Raw genomic sequence first — 18,561 nt, 5'->3', positions numbered from 1 at the left:
CGGGTGCCGGGGGCCCTTCGCCCGGTTCAGCTCTGGGTGACCGTCATGTCGTCCACGGCCGCCTCGACGAGGCTGGCGCCGCTGGCGTCCGCGGCCTCGACCAGGATGCGGACCGTCTGGCCGCGCAGCGCCGAGACGTCCGCGCTCGCGCTCTGCCAGGACGCCGCCCGGTTGCTCGCCGCCCCGGTCGCGGTCAGCGCGGTGACGGTGCTGCCGCCGACCACGCGCACCCGGAGGTAGTCGGCGCTGCTGGCGTTGTTCAGGTGGGCGAGGTACCAGGAGAAGGAGAGGGTGAGCGTGCCGGTGGCCGGCAGCGTGATCGCCGGCGAGCGGATGCTGCTCACCCCGCCGTCGAGGTCGTACGCGCCGGCGCTGCTGCCCGCGGCGGCACCGGTGACCAGGTCGTAGCTGCCGCTGACCGTGCTGCCCAGCTGGGTGGTCACGCCCGAGCTGCTGGTGGTGGCGGGATCGCCGCGCTCCCACTGGCCCAGCGTGGCGGTGTCGGTGCCGGACGGGTTGGCCGTCCAGCCGGTCGCCGTCTCGAAGGTGTCGCTCCAGACCGTGCTGCCCGGCGGCGTTCCGGCCCCGGCCAGCGTCCACACCGTGTACGCGATCGCGTCGGCGTTGCGGTCCAACGCGGTGTCGTTGATGTTGCCGGTGGTGTCGCAGGAGCGGTGGTAGCAGGGGTCGAACGCCTGACCGGCGGTGCCGCCCCAGAGCGACGCCTGGGCGCTCGACTTGATCCCCTCGGCGCCGGTGAAGGTGCCGCCGGCCGGGATGCCGACGCCGATGAACGGGCCGTAGTCGCTGCGGCCGTCGAAGTCGGTGCCCCGGGTCGGCACCCCGATCGAGGTGAAGTACGCCTGGATGGTCTGCTCGATCTGGGCGGAGCCGGCCGGGCCGGGGCCGGAGCCCACGCCGTCGGAGTTGTCGCCGTCGTAGACGAAGTAGCCGGCGTTGGGCGAGCCGACCATGTCGAAGTTCAGGTACTGCGCGATCCTGGCGCGCTCGGCCGTCGGCAGGCTGTTCACGTAGTGCCGGGATCCGCGCAGGCCCAGTTCCTCCGCGCCCCACCAGGCGAACCGCAGGTGCTTGGCGGGGGTGAACCCACTGCGGGCCACCGCCAGCGCCACCTCGAGGATGGCCGCCGAGCCGGAGCCGTTGTCGTTGATGCCCGGCCCGGCGGTGACGCTGTCCAGGTGGGCCCCGGTCATCACCACGGCGTTGGGGTCGCCGCCCGGCCAGTCGGCGATCAGGTTGTAGCCGGTGGCGCCGTTGTAGCTGAACGACTGCACCGTGGTCGTGAACCCGACCGCGTCGAGCTGGCCCTTCACGTAGTTGACCGAGGCCAGGTAGCCGGGCCGGCCGTGCGCCCGGTTGCCGCCGTTGGCGGTGGCGATGGACTGGAACTGGGTGAGGTGGGCCTTCAGGTTGGCCAGCGGGATGTCCGGGGCGGCGACGAGCGCGGCCGGCACGTCGGCGGGCGCCGGGGCCGGCGCCGCGGCCGCCGCGGTGGTGGTCAGCGCGGTCGCGGCCGCGACGGCCAGCCCGGCCAGCCAGGCGGGACGGGGGATACGGGAGCTCATGGGTCCTCCGGGGTGGGGTGGTCCGGTCCCGCCGGGTGGGCGGCGACCGGGCGGCGGCCATTGATCGATGGCCATCACTGCGAAGCGTGCAGCGGGAGCCGGACCCCGACAAGACCCGGGACGCAGAATCGCCGCAGTCCCGGAATTGGGACGCGGTGGGACGGATCACGCGAGCGGCGGCGCAAGGGGCGCGGGGACGGACCACGCGGACGGCGGAGCCGCGGCTGCCGCGCCGGGTCAGCGGCCGGCCAGTTCGTCCACGTCGAGCATGCTCCGGTCGACCCGACCGGAGCGGTACGCGGCGCGGCCGATCATCTGCGCGGCGACCGGGGCGGTGATCATCTGGAAGGTCCCGACCAGCGCCACCATGCCGATGTCGGCCGGGTCGCGCAGCCGCAAGGCCACCCCGACGAGCAGCAGCAGCACCCCGAGCGTCTGGGGCTTGGTGGCCGCGTGTATCCGGTCCAGCGCCGCCGGGAAGCGCAGCAGGCCGATCCCGGCGGCCAGGGTGAGCAGCGCGCCGGCCACCAGAAAGCCGGCGCCCACCCAGTCGGCGAGAGTCGCGAGCATCAGGACTCCTCCCGGACGGCGAAGCGGACCAGCGACACCGCGCCCACGAAGCCGAGCAGCGAGAGTGCCACCAACACCGGCAGGGTGGTGGCGTGCCGGTTGACCGCCGCCTCGGCCCCCACCGCGCCGATCATCGTGGCCAGCAGCATGTCCGCGGCGATCACCCGGTCCACCAGGGACGGGCCCCGGTACAGCCGGACCAGCGCGAGCAACGCGGTCACCGAGAACAGCACGGTGAGGACCGCGGCGAGGATCGTGGTCACGGTCGGTCTCCCTCCGGTAGGGCGTCGGTCTGCACCCGGCGCAGCTCCGCGGCCGAGCCGACGGCCCGGACGAGCCGCCGTTCGACGGCGAGGATCCGGTCCCGGCTGCCGGTCAGGTCCTGCGGGCCGCGGACGTCGAGCACGTGCACGTAGAGGGTTCCGCTGTCCCGGTCCACCTCGAGGATCAGCGTCCCCGGCACCAGCGAGATCACCTCGGCGGTGAGGGTCAGGTTGAGGTCGGTACGCACCCGCAGCCGCACCGCGATGATCCCGGACCGGGGCCGGTAGCCGGGCCGCACGGCGATCCCGGCGACGTGCACGCTGGCGCTGACCAACTCGCCGGCGAAGCGGACCAGGAACAGCAGCAGTGGCCCGGGCCGCAGCCGGCCGCCGAAGGTCACCGGCGGCAGCGGGAAGAAGACCAGCACCGCCCCGCCGACCAGCAGCCCGCCCAGCAGGTTGCCCCAGGAGAAGTCGCCCCAGAGCACCATCCAGATCAGCACCAGCCAGCCGTAGGTGATCAGCTGGTCCCGCCAGCGGACGACCCGGCCGCGCGCCTCCTGGTCGGGGCGGGCCGGCTCCGCGCTCACGGCGCCCCCTCCGGGAGCACGGCCCGCACGTACGGCGTGCGTTGCCGCAGGTCCGCGGCCGCGTCGGCGGTGACGGCGAAGAGCGGGCCGGCCACCGCGGTCATCGCCAGGCCGAGGGCGACCAGGGCGACCGTGGCCCCGACCATCAGGCCGGGCAGCCGGACGGCCGGTTCCTCGGTGGCCAGCCGGGGCGCCCGCCAGAAGGCGATGTTCCACACCCGGGAGGCCACGTAGAGGGTGAGCAGGCTGGTCAGCGCGCCGGCCGCCACCAGCGCGGCGGGCAGCGGGCCGCCGGCCGCCACCCCGGCCTGGAACAGGCTGAGCTTGCCGAGGAAGCCGGAGAACGGCGGGACGCCGGCCAGGTTCATCGCCGGCACGAAGAAGATCACCGCGAGCAGCGGGGCGAGCCGCGCCAGGCCCCCGATGCGGCGCAGGTCGGTGCTCCCGGCCCGGAGCTGGACCAGGCCGACCACCAGGAAGAGCGTGGTCTGGATGGTGATGTGGTGCAGCACGTAGAAGATCGCGCCGGTGAGGCCGGCGACGGTGCCCAGCGCCACGCCGAAGATCATGTAACCGATGTGGCTGACCAGGGTGAACGAGAAGAGCCGCTTCAAATCCGACTGGGCCACCGCGCCCAGGATCCCGACGATCATGGTCAGCCCGGCCACCACCAGCAGCAGCTTCCCCGCCTGGCCGCCGGGGAAGAGCAGCGTCTCGACCCGGATGATCGCGTACACCCCGACCTTGGTGAGCAGGCCGGCGAAGACCGCGGTGACCGGCGCGGGCGCGGTCGGGTAGCTGTCCGGCAGCCATGCCGACAGCGGGAAGACCGCCGCCTTGATCCCGAAGGCGAGCAGCAGCGTCAGCTCCAGCATCAGCCGCACAGCCGTCGGCAGGTCGTCCAGCCGGTGGGCGAGCTGGGCCAGGTTGACGGTGCCGGTCGCCGCGTACACCAGGCCGACCGCGGTCAGGAACACCATCGAGGACAGGACGCTGACCACCACGTACGTCGACCCGGTGCGGATCCGCGCCTCGGTGCTGCCGAGGGTGATCAGGACGAAGCTCGCGGCGAGCAGGACCTCGAAGCCGACGAAGAGGTTGAACAGGTCCCCGGCCAGGAACGCGTTGGTCACGCCGGCGGTCAGCACCAGGTAGGTGGGGTGGAAGATGGTGACCGGCGTGGTCTCGCCCAGGTCGCTCTGGCCCTGGCCGATGGAGTAGAGCAGCACGCAGAGGGTCACCGCCGAGGAGACCACCAGCACCAGCGCGGCCAACTGGTCGGCGACCAGGACGATGCCCACCGGCGCCGGCCAGGCCCCGATCTGCGTCACCACCGGCCCGTGCCGGTACGTCTGCACCAGCAGCGCCACGGCCACCGCCAGGGTGGTGGCCAGGCAGGCCACGCTGATCACCCGCTGCAGGCGGGGCCACCCGGCCAGCATCAGCGTCACCGCCGCGCCCAGCAGCGGCACCACCACCGGCAGCGGCAGCAGCCGGCTCACCGTGCGCCCAGTTCCGGCCGGGGCACCGCGGGCCCGGTCATCGGCCACCGTCCGGTTCCGGGGGCCGGCGCGGCGGCTCGGGGTCGACCTGCTCGGGGTCTCCGTCCGGGCCCTCGCCGCCGAGGTCGGCCGGGACCACCTCGTCGCGCTCGGCCCGCCGCCGGATCTGTCCGTCCTCCAGGTCGTCCGGCACCTCGTCGTCGCCGGTCAGATACCAGCTCCGATAGCTGACCGCCAGCAGGAACGCGGTGAACCCGAAGGTGATGACTATGGCGGTGAGCACCATGGCCTGAACCAAAGCGTCGCTCATCGCGTCGGTCGGGGCGGTGCCCGCCACCGGTGGCGCCCCCGGCCGGCCGCCGAGCAGGATGAGCAGGTTGACCCCGTTGCCGAGCATGATGACGCCGAGCAGGATCCGGGTCAGGCTGCGCTCCAGCAGCAGGGCCACCCCGCAGGCGACGAGCACGCCGCTGGCGAGCACCAACGCCAGGGTGGGGCCCGGCCCGGCGCCCGTCACGGCCGTTCCCCCTCCCGCTCCACGGCCAGCCCGGCCCCGGCCCGGCCGGTTGCCTCGATGTGCCGGTCCACCTCGGTGCCCAGGCTGCGCAGGATGTCCAGCACCAACCCGACCACCACCAGATAGACACCGATGTCGAAGAAGAGCGAGGTGACCAGGTAGAAGTCGCCGATCAGCGGCAGCGACAGGTCGATCCGCGCGCTCTGCAGCACCGATCCGCCGGCCGCCAGGGCGATCACCCCGCTGCCCACCGAGACGGCGAGCCCGGCGCCGAGCACGGTGCCGGCACCTATCGGGGCGGCCTCGGCCAGCTCGTACCGGCCGCCGGCCAGGTAGCGCACGACCAGCGCCAGGCTCGCCACCAGGCCACCGGCGAAGCCGCCGCCCGGCGCGTTGTGCCCGGAGAAGAGCAGGAACAGGGAGAAGATCACCACGGTGTGGAAGATCAGCCGGGTGACCACCTCCAGCACCAGCGACCGGCGCCGCTCCTGCAGGCTGGCGCCGCCGCGTAGCCAGACCGGCCGGTCCGGGCGGGCCGGCCGGCCGGCCGGCTCCGGCCGGCGCGGGCGCGGCCCGGTGCGGGACCGCTCGAAGATCAGGCTGGCCACCCCGGTCGCCGCCACCACCAGCACCGCCAGCTCGCCCATCGTGTCCCAGGCCCGGATGTCGACCAGGGTCACGTTGACGACGTTGCGGCCGTACCCCTCGCCGACCGCGAGGGCCGGGAAGGCCTCCGCGACCGTGGGTGCCTGGCGGGCGTTCGCGGCCACCAGAGCCAGCCCCGCGGTCACCACGCCCACCGCCACCCCGATCGCCCGGCGGGCCAGGCGGCTGCGCCGCAACGGCCGGGCCGAGAACCGGTGCGGCAGCCGGCGCAGCACCAGCACGAAGATCGCGATGGTGGCGGTCTCCACGAGGAACTGGGTCAGCGCCAGGTCCGGCGCGCCGTAGAGCACGAAGAGCATCGCGGTGCCGTAGCCGGTGGTGCCGACCAGCAGCATCGCGGTCAACCGGCGGCGGGCGTTGACCGCCAGCACGGCCGCCACGCTGATCACGAGCAGTACGACGGCCTGCAGCGGGGTGTTCCACAGCGCGATCCGCTCCTGCCACGGCCGGGCCAGCAGCATCGCCCCGCCGGGCACCAGGGCCAGCGCGACCAGGATGGTGCCGAGGTACTGCGGCAGCGAGCCGCGCTGGGTGGCGCCGGTGACGTCGTCGGCGAACCGGTCGAAGCGCCCGATCACCCACTCGTACCCCTCGTTGCCGTTCACCGGCGCGCGCAGCCGGGCCAGCACCGGGGCGAGCGGCCCGCGCAGCGCGAAGAGCAGCGCGCCGCCGGCCACAGCCAGCGCGGAGAAGCCGAGCGCGGGGGTCAGGCCGTGCCAGAGCGCCAGGTGTCCGCCGACGGCGCCGAAGAGTTCGGCGTACGGGAGGAAGAGGCCGTCCAGCACTCCCGCGGCCGGGCCGGCGACCAGCCCGGCGCCGGCCAGCAGGGCGGGCGGGAGCAGCAGCGGCGCCGCGACCCGCCCGACGTCGGTCGCCGGCACCCCCGGCCGGGTGGCGAACGCGCCCCAGACGAACCGGGCGCTGTACGCGACGGTGAGCGCGGTGCCGGCGACCAGCACGGCGAGGGCGAGCGGCCGGTCGGTGAACGCGGCGAGCACCGCCTCCTTGGCGACGAACCCGACCAGCGGCGGCAGGCCGGCCATCGACGCCGCGGCCAGCACCGCCACGGTGGCCAGCAGCGGCGCGTTGCGGCCCAGCCCGGACAGCTCGGCCAGGTCCCGGGTGCCGGTCCGATGGTCGATGATGCCGACGACGAGGAAGAGCGCCGCCTTGAACAGCGCGTGCGCGAGCAGCATCGCGGCGGCGGCCAGTGCCGCGTCCGGGGTGCCCGCCCCGGTCACCGCCACCAGCAGCCCGAGCTGGCTGACCGTCCCGTACGCCAGCAGCAGCTTCAGGTCGGTCTGCCGCAGCGCCGCCCAGCCGCCCACCACCAGGGTGGCCAGACCGGCGACCAGCACCACGGGCCGCCACGGGGCGACGGCGGCGAGCACCGGCGCGAGCAGCCCGATCAGGTAGACGCCGGCCTTCACCATCGCCGCCGCGTGCAGGTACGCGCTGACCGGGGTGGGTGCCGCCATGGCCACCGGCAGCCAGGTGTTGAACGGCAGCACCGCCGACTTGGCCAACGCCCCGACGAGGATCAGCACCACCGCCGTGCCCAGGTACGTCCCGCCGGGCAGCGACCCGGCGGCGATCGCCGACCAGCGGTAGCTGCCGGCGTGCTCGCCGAGCATGACGAACCCGATCAGCATGGCCAGCCCGCCGAGGGTGGTCACGGTCAACGCCTGGGCGGCCGCCCAGCGGCTGGAGCGCCGCTCGGTGCTGTGCCCGATCAGCAGGTACGAGAAGACCGTGGTGAGTTCCCAGCAGACGTAGAGCAGCAGCAGGTCGTCGGCGAGGACCAGGCCGAGCATGGCCCCGGCGAAGGCCACCAGGACCGCGGCGAACCGGGCCAGCCCCAGCGAGCCCGGCGCGAAGTAGCGGGCGCTGTAGATCAGCACCAGGGCGCCGATCCCGCCCACCAGCAGGGTCATCAGCCAGGAGAGGGTGGTCAGTCGCAGCGCCAGTTCCAGCCCGAGCTGGTCGACCCAGGGGTAGGTCTCGACCACCGCACCGCCGTCGCGCACCGCGGGCGTCCGGACCACGGCCCAGCCGAACGCGGCGGCCGGCGCCAGCGCGAGCGGGTAGCAGGCACGCGGGCCCCACCACCGGACGAGCAGCGGCGCGACGAGGGCCGCCAGGAGGTGGAGGATCAGCAGTACGAGCACCCGCACTCCAGGTCGAGGTGGCAGCGGCACCGGCTGAGGCGGGACGGCGCCTACGAGCGATCAGACGCCAGTTCGCCGGCTGACGGGCGGTTTTATCGGAATTGACCCGCCGGGCCCCACGCCGTGCCCCTCCGGGTCCTCTCGTGGTGCGCCCGAGCGCGCCGGTGCCCGGCGGGACGATGACCGTCTGCTGGTGGGCAGGTCACAGGGGGGCCGCCGGACCTGCTGCGCGACAGACGATCAAGCGGCGGCCGGCGACAGCGCCGGGTACGCACAGAGGTGGTGGGCTGCGCGGCGGCGGGGGTCAGTGCACGGCGACGTCGGCGGCGGGCACGGCCGGCTCCCGGACCGGCCGGTCCCAGCGGGCCTCCACCAGCAGGTCGGGGCGGCCGAGCTGGCGCACCACCCGGTTCACCACCCGCTGGGCGGCGGTGAGCGAACGGACCGAGAGCAGCCGGCCCCGGCTCTCCCGGCGGAGCACGAAGAAGTGCACCGCGGCGCGAACCTGGCCGCGGTCGGCGGCGCTGGCCTGCGCGGTGGAGACCACCAGCTCGCGCAGGCACTCGGCGAGGCGCTCGGCCAGCTCCAGCTCGGGGCCGGTCAGGCCGGCCCGGACGGCGGCGAGATGACTGTCGACCTTGCGGATGAGCACGTCGGTGCCGGGCTCGAAGCTCCGCTGCTCGACCGCCATCCGACCCCTCCGCCCGCCGCGCGTTGCGAGTGAAGTTACTTTATGTTGCGCTGCACTAGCAAGCAGTTAAGTAAGACTTACCGCGTTCAACGTCGCATCCGTCGCGTATGAGCCGGACCGGGACAGATTCCCTGCCCGGCGCGGGCGGCATGTCACACCTGCGGGGCAGGATGGGTGCGTGGCAGAGGTGCGAGGCGGCGCGGGCGGCGACGGTCCGGCGGAGCGACCGGGCGAGCGGCCGGGCGGGGCCGACGCGACCCGGGCGCTCGCCGGCTTCGGCCCGGCCACCCGGGAGTGGTTCACCGCCGCCTTCGCCGCCCCCACCGCGGCGCAGACCGGCGCCTGGCGATCGATCGCCGCCGGGCGCAACGCCCTGGTGGTGGCGCCCACCGGCTCCGGCAAGACGCTCGCCGCGTTCCTCTGGTCACTGGACCGGCTGGCCCGCGAGCCGGCCCCGGCCGAGCCCCGGCACCGCTGCCGGGTGCTCTACGTCAGTCCGCTCAAGGCGCTCGCGGTCGACGTCGAGCGCAACCTGCGCACTCCCCTCACCGGCATCCGGCAGGCCGCGACCCGGCTCGGCGTCGCCCCACCCGAGATCACCGTCGGGATGCGCACCGGCGACACCCCCGCCGACGAGCGCCGCGCCTTCGCCCGCACCCCGCCGGACATCCTCATCACCACGCCCGAGTCGCTGTTCCTGCTGCTCACCTCCGCCGCCCGGGATTCGCTGCGCGGGGTGGAGACGGTCATCGTCGACGAGGTGCACGCGGTGGCCGGCACGAAGCGCGGCGCCCACCTGGCGCTCTCCCTCGAGCGCCTCGACGAGCTGCTGCCCGCCCCGGCCCAGCGGATCGGCCTCAGCGCCACCGTCCGGCCGATCGACGCCTGCGCCCGGTTCCTCGGCGGGGCCCGGCCGGTCGACGTGGTCACCCCGCCCACCGCCAAGACGATCGAGGTCACCGTCGAGGTCCCGGTGGCGGACATGACCCGCCTCGACGAGCAGGAGCAGCCGCCGGAGGACGATCTCGGCGGGCCGGGCCCGCGCCGCGCGTCGATCTGGCCGGCGGTGGAGGAACGGGTCTTCGCGCTGATCCGGGCACACCGGTCGACCATCGTCTTCACCAACTCGCGCCGCTCCGCCGAGCGGCTCTGCGCCCGGCTCAACGAGCTCGCCGTCGAGGAGACGGCCGCCCCGCCGACCGCCGGCGACGGCAGGCCGGGCGGCAGCGGCGGCCCCGGCGGCGGACGCGGCGGGCGGCTGCCCGCGGAGCTGATGGCCCAGGCCGGCGCGGTGGCCGGCGCCCCACCGGTGATCGCCCGCGCCCACCACGGCAGCGTCTCCCGCGAGGAGCGTAAGCAGATCGAGGAGGCGCTCAAGTCCGGGCAGCTGCCCGCCGTGGTGGCCACCTCCAGCCTGGAACTCGGCATCGACATGGGCGCCGTCGACCTGGTGGTGCAGATCGAGGCGCCGCCGAGCGTGGCCGCCGGGCTGCAGCGGGTCGGCCGGGCCGGCCACCAGGTGGGCGCGGTCTCCCGCGGCGTGGTCTTCCCGAAGCACCGGGGCGACCTGCTCTCCTGCACGGTGGTCGCCGAGCGGATGGCCGGCGGCGCGATCGAGGAGCTGCACTACCCGCGCAACCCGCTGGACGTGCTGGCCCAGCAGATCGTCGCGATGGTGGCGCTGGAGCCGTGGCGGGTCGGCGACCTGGCGGTCGTGGTCCGCCGGGCGGCCCCCTTCGCCGAGCTGCCCGACTCGGCGCTGCACGCGGTGCTCGACATGCTCTCCGGCCGCTACCCGTCCACCGCCTTCGCCGAGCTGCGGCCCCGGCTGGTCTGGGACCGCGCCACCGACCTGCTCACCGGCCGGCCCGGCGCCCAGCGGCTCGCGGTGACCAGCGGCGGCACCATCCCCGACCGCGGCCTCTTCGGGGTCTTCCTGGCCGGCGCCGAGCGCGCCGCCCGGGTCGGCGAGCTGGACGAGGAGATGGTCTACGAGTCCCGGGTGGGCGACGTCTTCGTGCTCGGCTCCTCCTCCTGGCGGATCGAGGAGATCACCCCCGACCGGGTGCTGGTCTCGCCGGCCCCCGGGCAGGCGGCGAAGATGCCGTTCTGGAAGGGCGACCAGCTGGGCCGGCCGGTGGAGCTGGGCCGGGCGATCGGCGCCCGGGTGCGCGGCCTGCTGCGCCAGGACGACGAGTCGGCGGTCGCCGCGTTGCGCGCCGGCGGGCTGGACGACTGGGCCGCCGGCAACCTGATGGCCTACCTGCGCGAGCAGCGGGCCGCCACCCGCGCCCTGCCGGACGACCGCACCGTGGTGGTGGAGCGGTTCCGCGACGAGCTGGGCGACTGGCGGCTGGCCGTGCACAGCGTGCTCGGCGCCCGGGTCAACGGGCCGTGGGCGCTGGCCATCGGGCGCCGGCTGGCCGAGCGCTACGGAGTGGACGCCCAGGTGATGCCCGCCGACGACGGCATCGTCGTCCGGCTGCCGGACACCGCCGACGAGCCGCCCGGCGCCGACGTGGTGGTCTTCGACCCGGACGAGATCGCCCAGCTGGTCGAGGAGTCGGTCGGCACCTCCGCGCTCTTCGCCGCCCGGTTCCGGGAGTGCGCGGCGCGGTCCCTGCTGCTGCCCCGCCGCGACCCGCGCCGCCGCCAGCCGCTGTGGCAGCAACGGCAGCGGGCCGCCCAGCTGCTCGACGTCGCCCGCGAGTACGCCGAGTTCCCGGTCACCCTGGAGGCCGCCCGGGAGTGCCTGCAGGACGTCTTCGACCAGCCGGCGCTGGCCGAGCTGATGCGCGACCTGGCCGCCCGGAAGGTGCGGCTGGTCGAGGTGGAGACGCAGCAGCCGTCGCCGTTCGCCCGGTCGCTGCTCTTCGGCTACGTCGGCGCCTTCCTCTACGAGGGCGACGCCCCGCTGGCCGAGCGCCGGGCCGCCGCGCTGGCCCTGGATTCCGCCCTGCTCGGCGAGCTGCTCGGCCGGGTCGACCTGCGCGAGCTGCTCGACCCGGCGGTGCTGGCCGAGACCGAGCGGCAGCTGCGCTGGCTGACCGAGCAGCGCCGCCCGCGCGACCCGGAGGACGTGGTCGAGATGCTCCGCCTGGTCGGCGACCTGACCACCGACGAGTTGGCCGAGCGCGGCGCGCCGGTCGACTGGCTCACCGAGCTGGAGGCGGCCCGCCGGGTGCTGCGGGTCCGCATCGCCGGCCAGGAGCGGTGGATCGGCGTCGAGGACGCCGGCCGGCTGCGCGACGCGCTCGGCGTGGCGCTGCCGGTCGGGGTGGCCGAGGCGTACCTCGAACCGGTCGCCGACCCGCTGGGCGACCTGGTCGCCCGGTACGCCCGCACCCACGGCCCGTTCGCCGCCGCCAGCTGCGCGGCCCGGTTCGGGCTTGGGGTGTTCGTGGTGGAGCAGGCGCTGCGCCGGCTCGCCGCGACCGGCCGGGTGGTCTCCGGCGAGTTCGCGCCGGACACCGTCGGCACCCAGTGGTGCGACGCGGAGGTGCTGCGGCTGCTGCGCCGCCGGTCGCTCGCGGCGCTGCGCCGGGAGATCGAGCCGGTGCCGCCCCGGGCGCTGGCCGCGTTCCTGCCCCGCTGGCAGCAGGTGGGCTCGTCGGCGCGCGGGGTGGAGGCGCTGGCCGCCGCGATCGAGCAGTTGCAGGGGGCGGCGGTCCCGGCGTCGGCGCTGGAGCGGCTGGTGCTACCCGGCCGGGTCGCCGACTACTCCCCCGCCCAGCTCGACGAGCTCTGCGCCAGCGGCGAGGTGCTCTGGGCCGGCTCGGGAGCGATCTCCGGCGGGGACGGCTGGGTCACCCTGGCGTACGCGGACGCGGCGCCGCTGCTGCTCCCACCGCCGGACGAGGCGCTCACCCGCACCCCGTTGCACGACGCCGTGCTGGACGCGCTCGGCGACGGGCAGGCGCTGTTCTTCCGTTCGCTGGCCGACCGGGTCGGCTCGACCGACGACGCCGCGCTGGCCGCCGCCATCTGGGACCTGGTCTGGGCCGGTCACCTCACCAACGACACGCTGGCTCCACTGCGCGCGGCGCTCGGCGGCGGCGGCGCGCACCGGTCCCGCCCGGCCGCGCCACGCACCCGCTACCGGCGCCCCGGGCGGGTGGCGCTGCCGACCCGCGGCGGCCCACCCACCGTCGCCGGCCGGTGGTCCCGGCTGCCCGACCGCGACACCGACCCGACCCGCCGGGCGGCGGCGCTGGCCGACGTGCTGCTGGAGCGGCACGGGGTGGTCACCCGGGGCGCGGTGGTGGCCGAACAGGTGGCGGGCGGTTTCGCCGCCGTCTACCCGGTGCTGTCCGCGCTCGAGGAGCGCGGCGCGGCCCGGCGGGGCTACTTCGTGGAGGGGCTGGGCGCGGCGCAGTTCGCGGTGCCCGGCGCCGTCGACCGGATCCGGGCGCTGGCCGAGCCGGCCGACGGCGGGCGCGGCCGCGGCGGGGGGCCGACGCTGGTGCTCGCCGCCACCGACCCGGCCAACCCGTACGGCGCGGCACTGCCGTGGCCGGAGCGGGCGGTCGACTCGGGCGACGGGGCGGCGCCGGCCACCGGGCACCGGGCGGGTCGCAAGGCGGGCGCGCTGGTGGTGCTGGTCGGCGGCGACCTGGTGCTCTACGTGGAGCGGGGCGGGCGGACCATCCTCTCCTTCACCGACGACGCCGACGCGCTCGCCGCGGCCGGCAAGGCGCTCGCCGACGCCGTGCACTCCGGAGCGCTGGGCGCGATGTCGGTGGAGCGGGCCGACGGCGAGGCGGTGCACTCCTCGCCGCTGCGCGACGCGCTCACCGCGGCCGGCTTCCGCACCACCCCGCGCGGGCTGCGCCTGCGCGGCTGACCGACCGGCCAGCCACCCGGGCCGGTGGCCCGGGGCGGGCTGCGCTGGTCCGCGGGCCGGTCAGCGCAGGGTGGTGAGCACCCGCTCGTATCTGGCGCGGTCGGCGGCGGGGGTCTTCGCCTCCAGATAGTTGAGCACCACGGCGCCCCGCCGGAACGACTGGCCGCCCCAGGTCTCCGCGATGTCGCCGGCGCTGGTCTCGTCCGGGAAGACGTAGACGGTCACCCCGTCGGTCGCCACGATCTCCGAACAGCCCAGCCCGAGACCGTCCGGCCCGCAGTCGACGGAGCGGTCCCGCGGGTTGGCCGCCTTCAGCCCGGCGGCCTGGAAGGCGGCGACGACCTGCCGGGCACCGGGCGCCCCGGCCGGCCGGGCGGGAAGCACCACCGGCGACGGGCTGGCCGGGCGGCGTTCGGTGGACCCGGTGGCGCTCGGACCCACCGGCGCCGCGCCGCCCGGCGGGACGGTCCCGGTCGCACCGCCGGGCGCGGTCGTCGTCGCGCCGCCGGGCGCGGTCGGGGAAGCGCCGTCCTGGGCGCCGGTCGAGGCGGGGGCGCCAGCGGCGCCCGACCGGTCCCGGGCGTCGTCGCCGCAGGCGGCCGTCAGGCTGGCGGCGATCAGGAGCACCGCGACGGCGGGCAGCTTCCGGTTGGTCACCCCGGCAGTCTGCCCAACCCGCTCCCGGTCCCGGCAGTGGCCGGTCGGCCAGTGCCGCTGTCCCATATCCGCCAGCACGCCCGCCTTGTCGACCGACCGCACCTCGACGAAGCCGCCCGCGGGGCCGGCGTCATCGGGTGGGCCCGGTCGGCCGCGCTGTCGGTACGATCCGGCCGGTCGGGGACGGGAGGCGGGATGAGCGAGCCACGGGTACGTCCGGCGGAGCCCGGGGACCGGGCGGCGGTCGACGCGCTGCACGAGCGCGAGTGGGGCGGGCCGTACGTGATCGCCCACGACACCCGCTACGACCTGCGTACGCTGCCCACTTTGGTGGCGGTGGACGGTGCCGGCGCCGTGGTCGGGGCACTCGCCCACCACACCGACGCGGACGGCCTGGAGGTGGTCAGCGTGGTCGCGGCGACCCCGGGCGGCGGTGCCGGCACGGCGCTGCTGGCCGCGGCGACCGGGACCGCCCGGGCCGCGGGAGCGGCGCGGCTCTGGCTGGTCACCACCAACGACAACCTACGGGCGCTGCGCTTCTACCAGCGGCGGGGGCTGCGGCTGGTGGGCGTGGACCGGGGCGCGGTGGACCGGGCCCGGCGGCTCAAGCCGAGCATCCCGACGGTCGGGGAGGACGGGATCCCGCTGCACGACGAGCTGATCCTGGAACTGCGCCTGGCCCCCGGCAGCGGCTGACCGGCCCGCGCCCGACGGCCGCCCGCCAGACGGCCGGCGGAGCGACGGGACAGCGGGACGGCGGCGCGCCGACGACGCGAAGGCCGGGGTGGAAGGAACTACCCTGCCGGCATGGCACCGACCCCGTGGATCTCGCTGACCACCGACTACGGACTCGCCGACAGCTTCGTGGCCGCCTGCCACGGCGTGATCGCCCGGCTGGCGCCGGCGGCGCGGGTGATCGACGTGACCCACCTGGTCCCGCCGGGCGACGTGCGCCGGGGCGCGGCGGTGCTCGCGCAGACCGTGCCCGACCTGCCGGCCGGGGTGCACGTGGCGGTGGTGGACCCGGGGGTCGGCACGGCGCGCCGGGGAGTCGGGCTGGCCGCCCCGGGCGGGCTGCTGGTCGGGCCGGACAACGGCCTGCTGCTCGACGCCGCGGCGGCGCTGGGCGGGATCACCGCCGCCGTCGAGCTGACCGACCCCGGCTGGCTGGCGCCGCGGGTGTCGCACACCTTCCACGGTCGGGACGTCTTCGCGCCGGTGGCGGCCCGGCTCGCGCTCGGCGCGCCGCTGGCCGACGCCGGCCCGGCCGTCGACCCGGCGACCCTGGTCCGGCTGCCCGCGCCGGTGCTCGACCGCGAGCCGGCCGGGTTCACCGCCGAGGTGCTGACCGTGGACCACTTCGGCAACGTGCAGCTCGCCGCGCCGGCGGAGCTGCTGGGTTCGCTGCCCGGCCGGGTGCGGGTGGCCGGGCGGGACGCGGTGCACGGCCGGACCTTCGGCGACGCCCCGGCCGGCGGGCTGCTGGTGCACCCCGACTCGGCCGGCCTGGTGGCGGTGGCGGTCAACGGCGGCCGGGCCGCCGACCTGCTCGGGGTCGCGCCCGGCGACCTGCTCCGGGTCACCGCCCCGGACGCCGGCTGACCGGCCGGTCGGTCCCGACCGCGCGGATCGGCCGGCGGGCTGTCCGCGTCGGCGTGGACCGCGCCGGCCGGGACGCCGGAACCGGCCTCCCGGTCGGCGACCGTTCATCGACTGTGGAATGCTGCCCGGGTGGGTGAGCAGTGGGTTCCCGTGGCCTGTCCCTGTTGCGCCTCGCGGACCGGTGGTGGCACCTGTCCGGTGTGCTTCTGGACGGACGACGGTCAGAACGACGCCGACGCCGATGTGGTGCGCGGCGGCCCGAACGGCGAGTTGAGCCTGTCGCACGCCCGGCTCAACTTCGCCATCTACGGCGCCAGCCACCCGCGCTACCAGGACATCGTCCGGCCGGCCCGCCCGGACGAGCGGCCCTGACCCGTGCCGGGCCGGAGCTGGCCGGCCCGGCACGGGAGGTTCAGCAGGCCGGCACCGTGCCGCCCCAGACCGCCGAGATGTACGCGTGGCTGACGTACTGCCCGCCGGCCAGCCGGTTCCACCGGTTGGTGGTTCGGTACGGCCCGGCGACCGTCTGGCCGGTCACGTAGCACTGGATCGGCACGTGCGCGAAGCGGGCGGCCAGCCCGCGGACCGGGTAGGCGGTGCTCGCGCCGGTGCGGATGTTCAGCGGGCCGTCGCCGACCACCCCGCGCGGCCCGGTCCCGGTCCACAGGTACGCCACGTCCACCCAGGCGTTGGTGGTGAGCCGCAGCCCGTCCCAGAACGTCCCGTCGGCCAGGTCGATGCCGGCCGGGTTGAGCACCACCCGGCCGAACTGGTCCCGCCCGCCGTTGTAGCCGCTCTGGTAGGCCGCCTGCGCCTGCGGTCGGCCCTGCGGCAGGTCCTTCCAGTTCTCCCGCACGGGGCTGGGGTTCCAGTAGTCGTCCCGGGTGTTCCACGGCCCGACGTCCCAGACCGGGGCGTACTCGCAGCGGCTGCCGGTGGTGGTGCAGACCCGGACGGTGTAGTCGCCCGCGTTCAGCGGAGCCAGGCCGCGCCGGGACGGCAGCGCCACGAAGTGGTCGCGGGGCTGGATGGTCCGGCCGTTGGCGGTCACCTCGCCGACCAGGCCGATCCGGGTGGCGTACACCCGGTAGGTGAGACCGGGGGTGGCGGCCGTGACGGCGGCGGCGGTGTCGGCGGTGAACCGCACCGAGCGCACCTCGACGACGGCCCCGGACGACGCGGTGAGCACCACCCGGGTCTGCACCCGGCTGACCGGCTGGTCGAAGAGCGCGGCCGGGCCGGCCGCGCGCCACTCGGTCCAGCCGCTGTCGCGCCAGCCGCGCACCTCGGCGGTCACCGAGCCGCCGCGCCCGGTCCGGGCGGCGACCTCGGCGCGGACCCGGGTGGCGGGCCGGGCGAGGGTGTGCGGGGCGGCCAGGAACATCCCCTCGGCGACCGCGCCGCGCGGCGCGTGCCCGGTGCGGGCCGGCGCCGGGCGGGCGTCGGCCAGCCGGAGCCCGGCCCGGGTACGCCGGACGTTGACGTCGTCGCCGTCGACCCGGGAGAGGTCGGCGGTCCACCGGTTGCCACCGGGCGCGGCGACGGCGGGTGACGAGGTGGGTAGGAGGGTTGCGGTGAGGACGGCGGTCAGGAGGCCGGCGAGGATGGAGGATCGGACAGGACGTCGGGGACGACTCATGGGCATTCTCCTCAGAACCTCCTGATAGTGCCGGTGTCCGGAGATCGACTGGAACCTCCGTACAAATAGCGACACATGCGAATATCCCTCGACGGGAGGAGGATGGCAGGGTGCCCGAAGGCGACACCGTCTGGAACACCGCCCGCGTGCTGCACCGCGCGCTGGCCGGCGCCCGGCTGACCGGCAGCGACTTCCGGGTGCCGCGGCTCGCCACCACCGACCTCACCGGCTGGACCGTGCGGGAGTCGGCCAGCCGGGGCAAGCACCTGCTGCTCCGGCTCACCGCACCGGACGACCGGGAAGGCCCGGCGCACTGGACGCTGCACTCGCACCTGCGGATGGAGGGCGCCTGGCGGGCGTACGCCCCCGGCGAGCGCTGGACCGCCCGGCCGGCCCACCTGATCCGGGCGGTGCTGCGCAGCCCCGGGGCGGTCGCGGTCGGCTACCACCTGCACGAACTGGCGCTGGTCCCCACCACCGAGGAGGATTCGCTCGTCGGGCGCCTCGGCCCCGACCTGCTCGGCGCGGACTGGGACCCGGCCGAGGCGGTCCGCCGGCTGGCCGCCCGGCCCGAGGTCGCCATCGGCGAGGCGCTGCTGGACCAGCGCAACCTGGCCGGCATCGGCAACCTCTACAAGTGCGAGGTGCTCTTCCTGCGCGGGATCTCGCCGTGGACGCCGGTGGGCGCGGTGCCCGACCTGGCCGGCACGGTCACCCTGGCGCAGCGGCTGCTCGCGGCCAACCGGGGCCGGTGGACGCAGAGCACCACGGGGTCGCTGCACCGCGGGCAGACCAGCTACGTCTACGGCCGGCGCGCCCAGCCCTGCCGCCGCTGCGGCACCGCCATCCGCAAGGAGGAGCTCGGCGAGCGGGTCACCTACTGGTGCCCGGTCTGCCAGCCGGAGCGCGGCGCGGGCGACGACGCGCGGTGATGCCGCGGCGCGTCCGCCGTGGCGGCGCCCGGCCGGCCTCCACTCGGCCGGGGGCCCCGCCCTCGGCCCGACGCCGCACGGCCGGCACCCTCCCACGCCCCCTTTGCTCTGCTTCAACGGACGCACAGGTTGACCCGGGAAAGTGTTGCGTGGGTTGACGCAGAGCAAAGGACGCGGACGGCGGTCGCTGCCGGCGGCTCCCGACCCGCCCGAGCAGGGGCCGGGCCGGCCGGCGATCCCCGACGCCGCGGGCCCGACCGTCACGACCAGCGCCGTCGCCGCGGGTCGATCGGGTGGAGATGGGCAGCCGATCCCAGATACGGACGATTGGGTAC

At 75.9% G+C, this 18,561-nt stretch carries 14 protein-coding genes and 1 pseudogene; 5 read left to right on the top strand and 10 right to left on the bottom strand.

Translation table 11 applies throughout. From position 1 onward, the window contains the following. Positions 1-26: 26 nt before the first annotated feature. The 8 genes from AC1WTP_RS15125 to AC1WTP_RS15090 all read right to left on the bottom strand — a co-directional run bounded on the left by AC1WTP_RS15125 (position 27) and on the right by AC1WTP_RS15090 (position 8,553). Positions 27-1,586 (bottom strand): M28 family metallopeptidase, encoded by a 1,560-nt coding sequence (locus tag AC1WTP_RS15125; RefSeq protein ID WP_481649885.1) that lies wholly within the window; start codon positions 1,584-1,586, stop codon positions 27-29. Between the two features lie 237 nt (positions 1,587-1,823). Beyond that, a complete protein-coding gene (mnhG, locus tag AC1WTP_RS15120; protein ID WP_481649884.1) occupies positions 1,824-2,156 on the bottom strand; it encodes a monovalent cation/H(+) antiporter subunit G in 333 nt (110 codons plus the stop codon). Further along, positions 2,156-2,419 (bottom strand): MrpF/PhaF family protein, encoded by a 264-nt coding sequence (locus AC1WTP_RS15115; RefSeq protein ID WP_481649883.1) that lies wholly within the window; start codon positions 2,417-2,419, stop codon positions 2,156-2,158. Before AC1WTP_RS15115 ends, mnhG begins: the two co-directional genes overlap by 1 nt. Beyond that, positions 2,416-3,009, bottom strand: a complete 594-nt coding sequence (locus AC1WTP_RS15110) for a Na+/H+ antiporter subunit E (RefSeq protein ID WP_481649882.1) — start codon at positions 3,007-3,009, stop codon at positions 2,416-2,418. The genes AC1WTP_RS15115 and AC1WTP_RS15110 overlap by 4 nt, the downstream gene beginning before the upstream one ends. Continuing rightward, positions 3,006-4,511: a Na+/H+ antiporter subunit D gene (locus AC1WTP_RS15105; RefSeq protein WP_481649881.1), complete on the bottom strand. Its 1,506-nt coding sequence runs from the start codon at positions 4,509-4,511 to the stop codon at positions 3,006-3,008. The genes AC1WTP_RS15110 and AC1WTP_RS15105 overlap by 4 nt, the downstream gene beginning before the upstream one ends. A 37-nt stretch (positions 4,512-4,548) precedes the next feature. Next, positions 4,549-5,028, bottom strand: a complete 480-nt coding sequence (locus AC1WTP_RS15100; protein ID WP_481649880.1) for a Na(+)/H(+) antiporter subunit C — start codon at positions 5,026-5,028, stop codon at positions 4,549-4,551. Continuing rightward, entirely contained in the window at positions 5,025-7,862 is a 2,838-nt protein-coding gene (locus AC1WTP_RS15095; protein WP_481649879.1) for a Na+/H+ antiporter subunit A, read from the bottom strand. The genes AC1WTP_RS15100 and AC1WTP_RS15095 overlap by 4 nt, the downstream gene beginning before the upstream one ends. 304 nt (positions 7,863-8,166) lie before the next feature. Further along, positions 8,167-8,553, bottom strand: coding sequence for a hypothetical protein (locus tag AC1WTP_RS15090; RefSeq protein WP_481649878.1), 387 nt, complete (start codon positions 8,551-8,553; stop codon positions 8,167-8,169). Positions 8,554-8,800: 247 nt separating this feature from the next. Between AC1WTP_RS15090 and AC1WTP_RS15085 the strand changes: the two are divergent. Beyond that, positions 8,801-13,396, top strand: a pseudogene (locus tag AC1WTP_RS15085) (ATP-dependent helicase); the annotation flags it as partial. A gap of 60 nt (positions 13,397-13,456) precedes the next feature. Here the strand turns inward: AC1WTP_RS15085 and AC1WTP_RS15080 are convergent. Then, positions 13,457-14,053: a hypothetical protein gene (locus AC1WTP_RS15080; RefSeq protein ID WP_481649877.1), complete on the bottom strand. Its 597-nt coding sequence runs from the start codon at positions 14,051-14,053 to the stop codon at positions 13,457-13,459. A gap of 195 nt (positions 14,054-14,248) precedes the next feature. Here AC1WTP_RS15080 and AC1WTP_RS15075 point away from each other — a divergent pair, with 195 nt between their 5' ends. The 3 genes from AC1WTP_RS15075 (at position 14,249) to AC1WTP_RS15065 (ending at position 16,027) form a co-directional block, all read left to right on the top strand. Then, the gene (locus AC1WTP_RS15075; protein WP_481649876.1) at positions 14,249-14,749 is read left to right on the top strand and encodes a GNAT family N-acetyltransferase; all 501 of its coding nucleotides are present in this window, start codon (positions 14,249-14,251) and stop codon (positions 14,747-14,749) included. 111 nt (positions 14,750-14,860) lie between these two features. Beyond that, positions 14,861-15,655, top strand: a complete 795-nt coding sequence (locus AC1WTP_RS15070) for an S-adenosyl-L-methionine hydrolase (RefSeq protein ID WP_481649875.1) — start codon at positions 14,861-14,863, stop codon at positions 15,653-15,655. A gap of 129 nt (positions 15,656-15,784) precedes the next feature. Next, positions 15,785-16,027: a CPCC family cysteine-rich protein gene (locus tag AC1WTP_RS15065; RefSeq protein WP_481649874.1), complete on the top strand. Its 243-nt coding sequence runs from the start codon at positions 15,785-15,787 to the stop codon at positions 16,025-16,027. 40 nt (positions 16,028-16,067) lie between these two features. On the opposite strand, the gene AC1WTP_RS15060 is transcribed toward AC1WTP_RS15065, so the two are convergent. Next, complete coding sequence (locus AC1WTP_RS15060) at positions 16,068-17,294, bottom strand: hypothetical protein (protein WP_481649873.1); 1,227 nt, start codon at positions 17,292-17,294, stop codon at positions 16,068-16,070. A gap of 110 nt (positions 17,295-17,404) precedes the next feature. On the opposite strand from AC1WTP_RS15060, the gene AC1WTP_RS15055 reads away from it, so the two are divergent. Next, positions 17,405-18,226 (top strand): DNA-formamidopyrimidine glycosylase family protein, encoded by an 822-nt coding sequence (locus AC1WTP_RS15055; RefSeq protein ID WP_481649872.1) that lies wholly within the window; start codon positions 17,405-17,407, stop codon positions 18,224-18,226. Positions 18,227-18,561 lie beyond the last annotated feature (335 nt).

The organism is Micromonospora sp. R311 (genome assembly GCF_056780015.1).
Note: the sequence above shows the minus strand (reverse complement) of the source record. Positions and strands in the feature narration are given on the sequence as shown.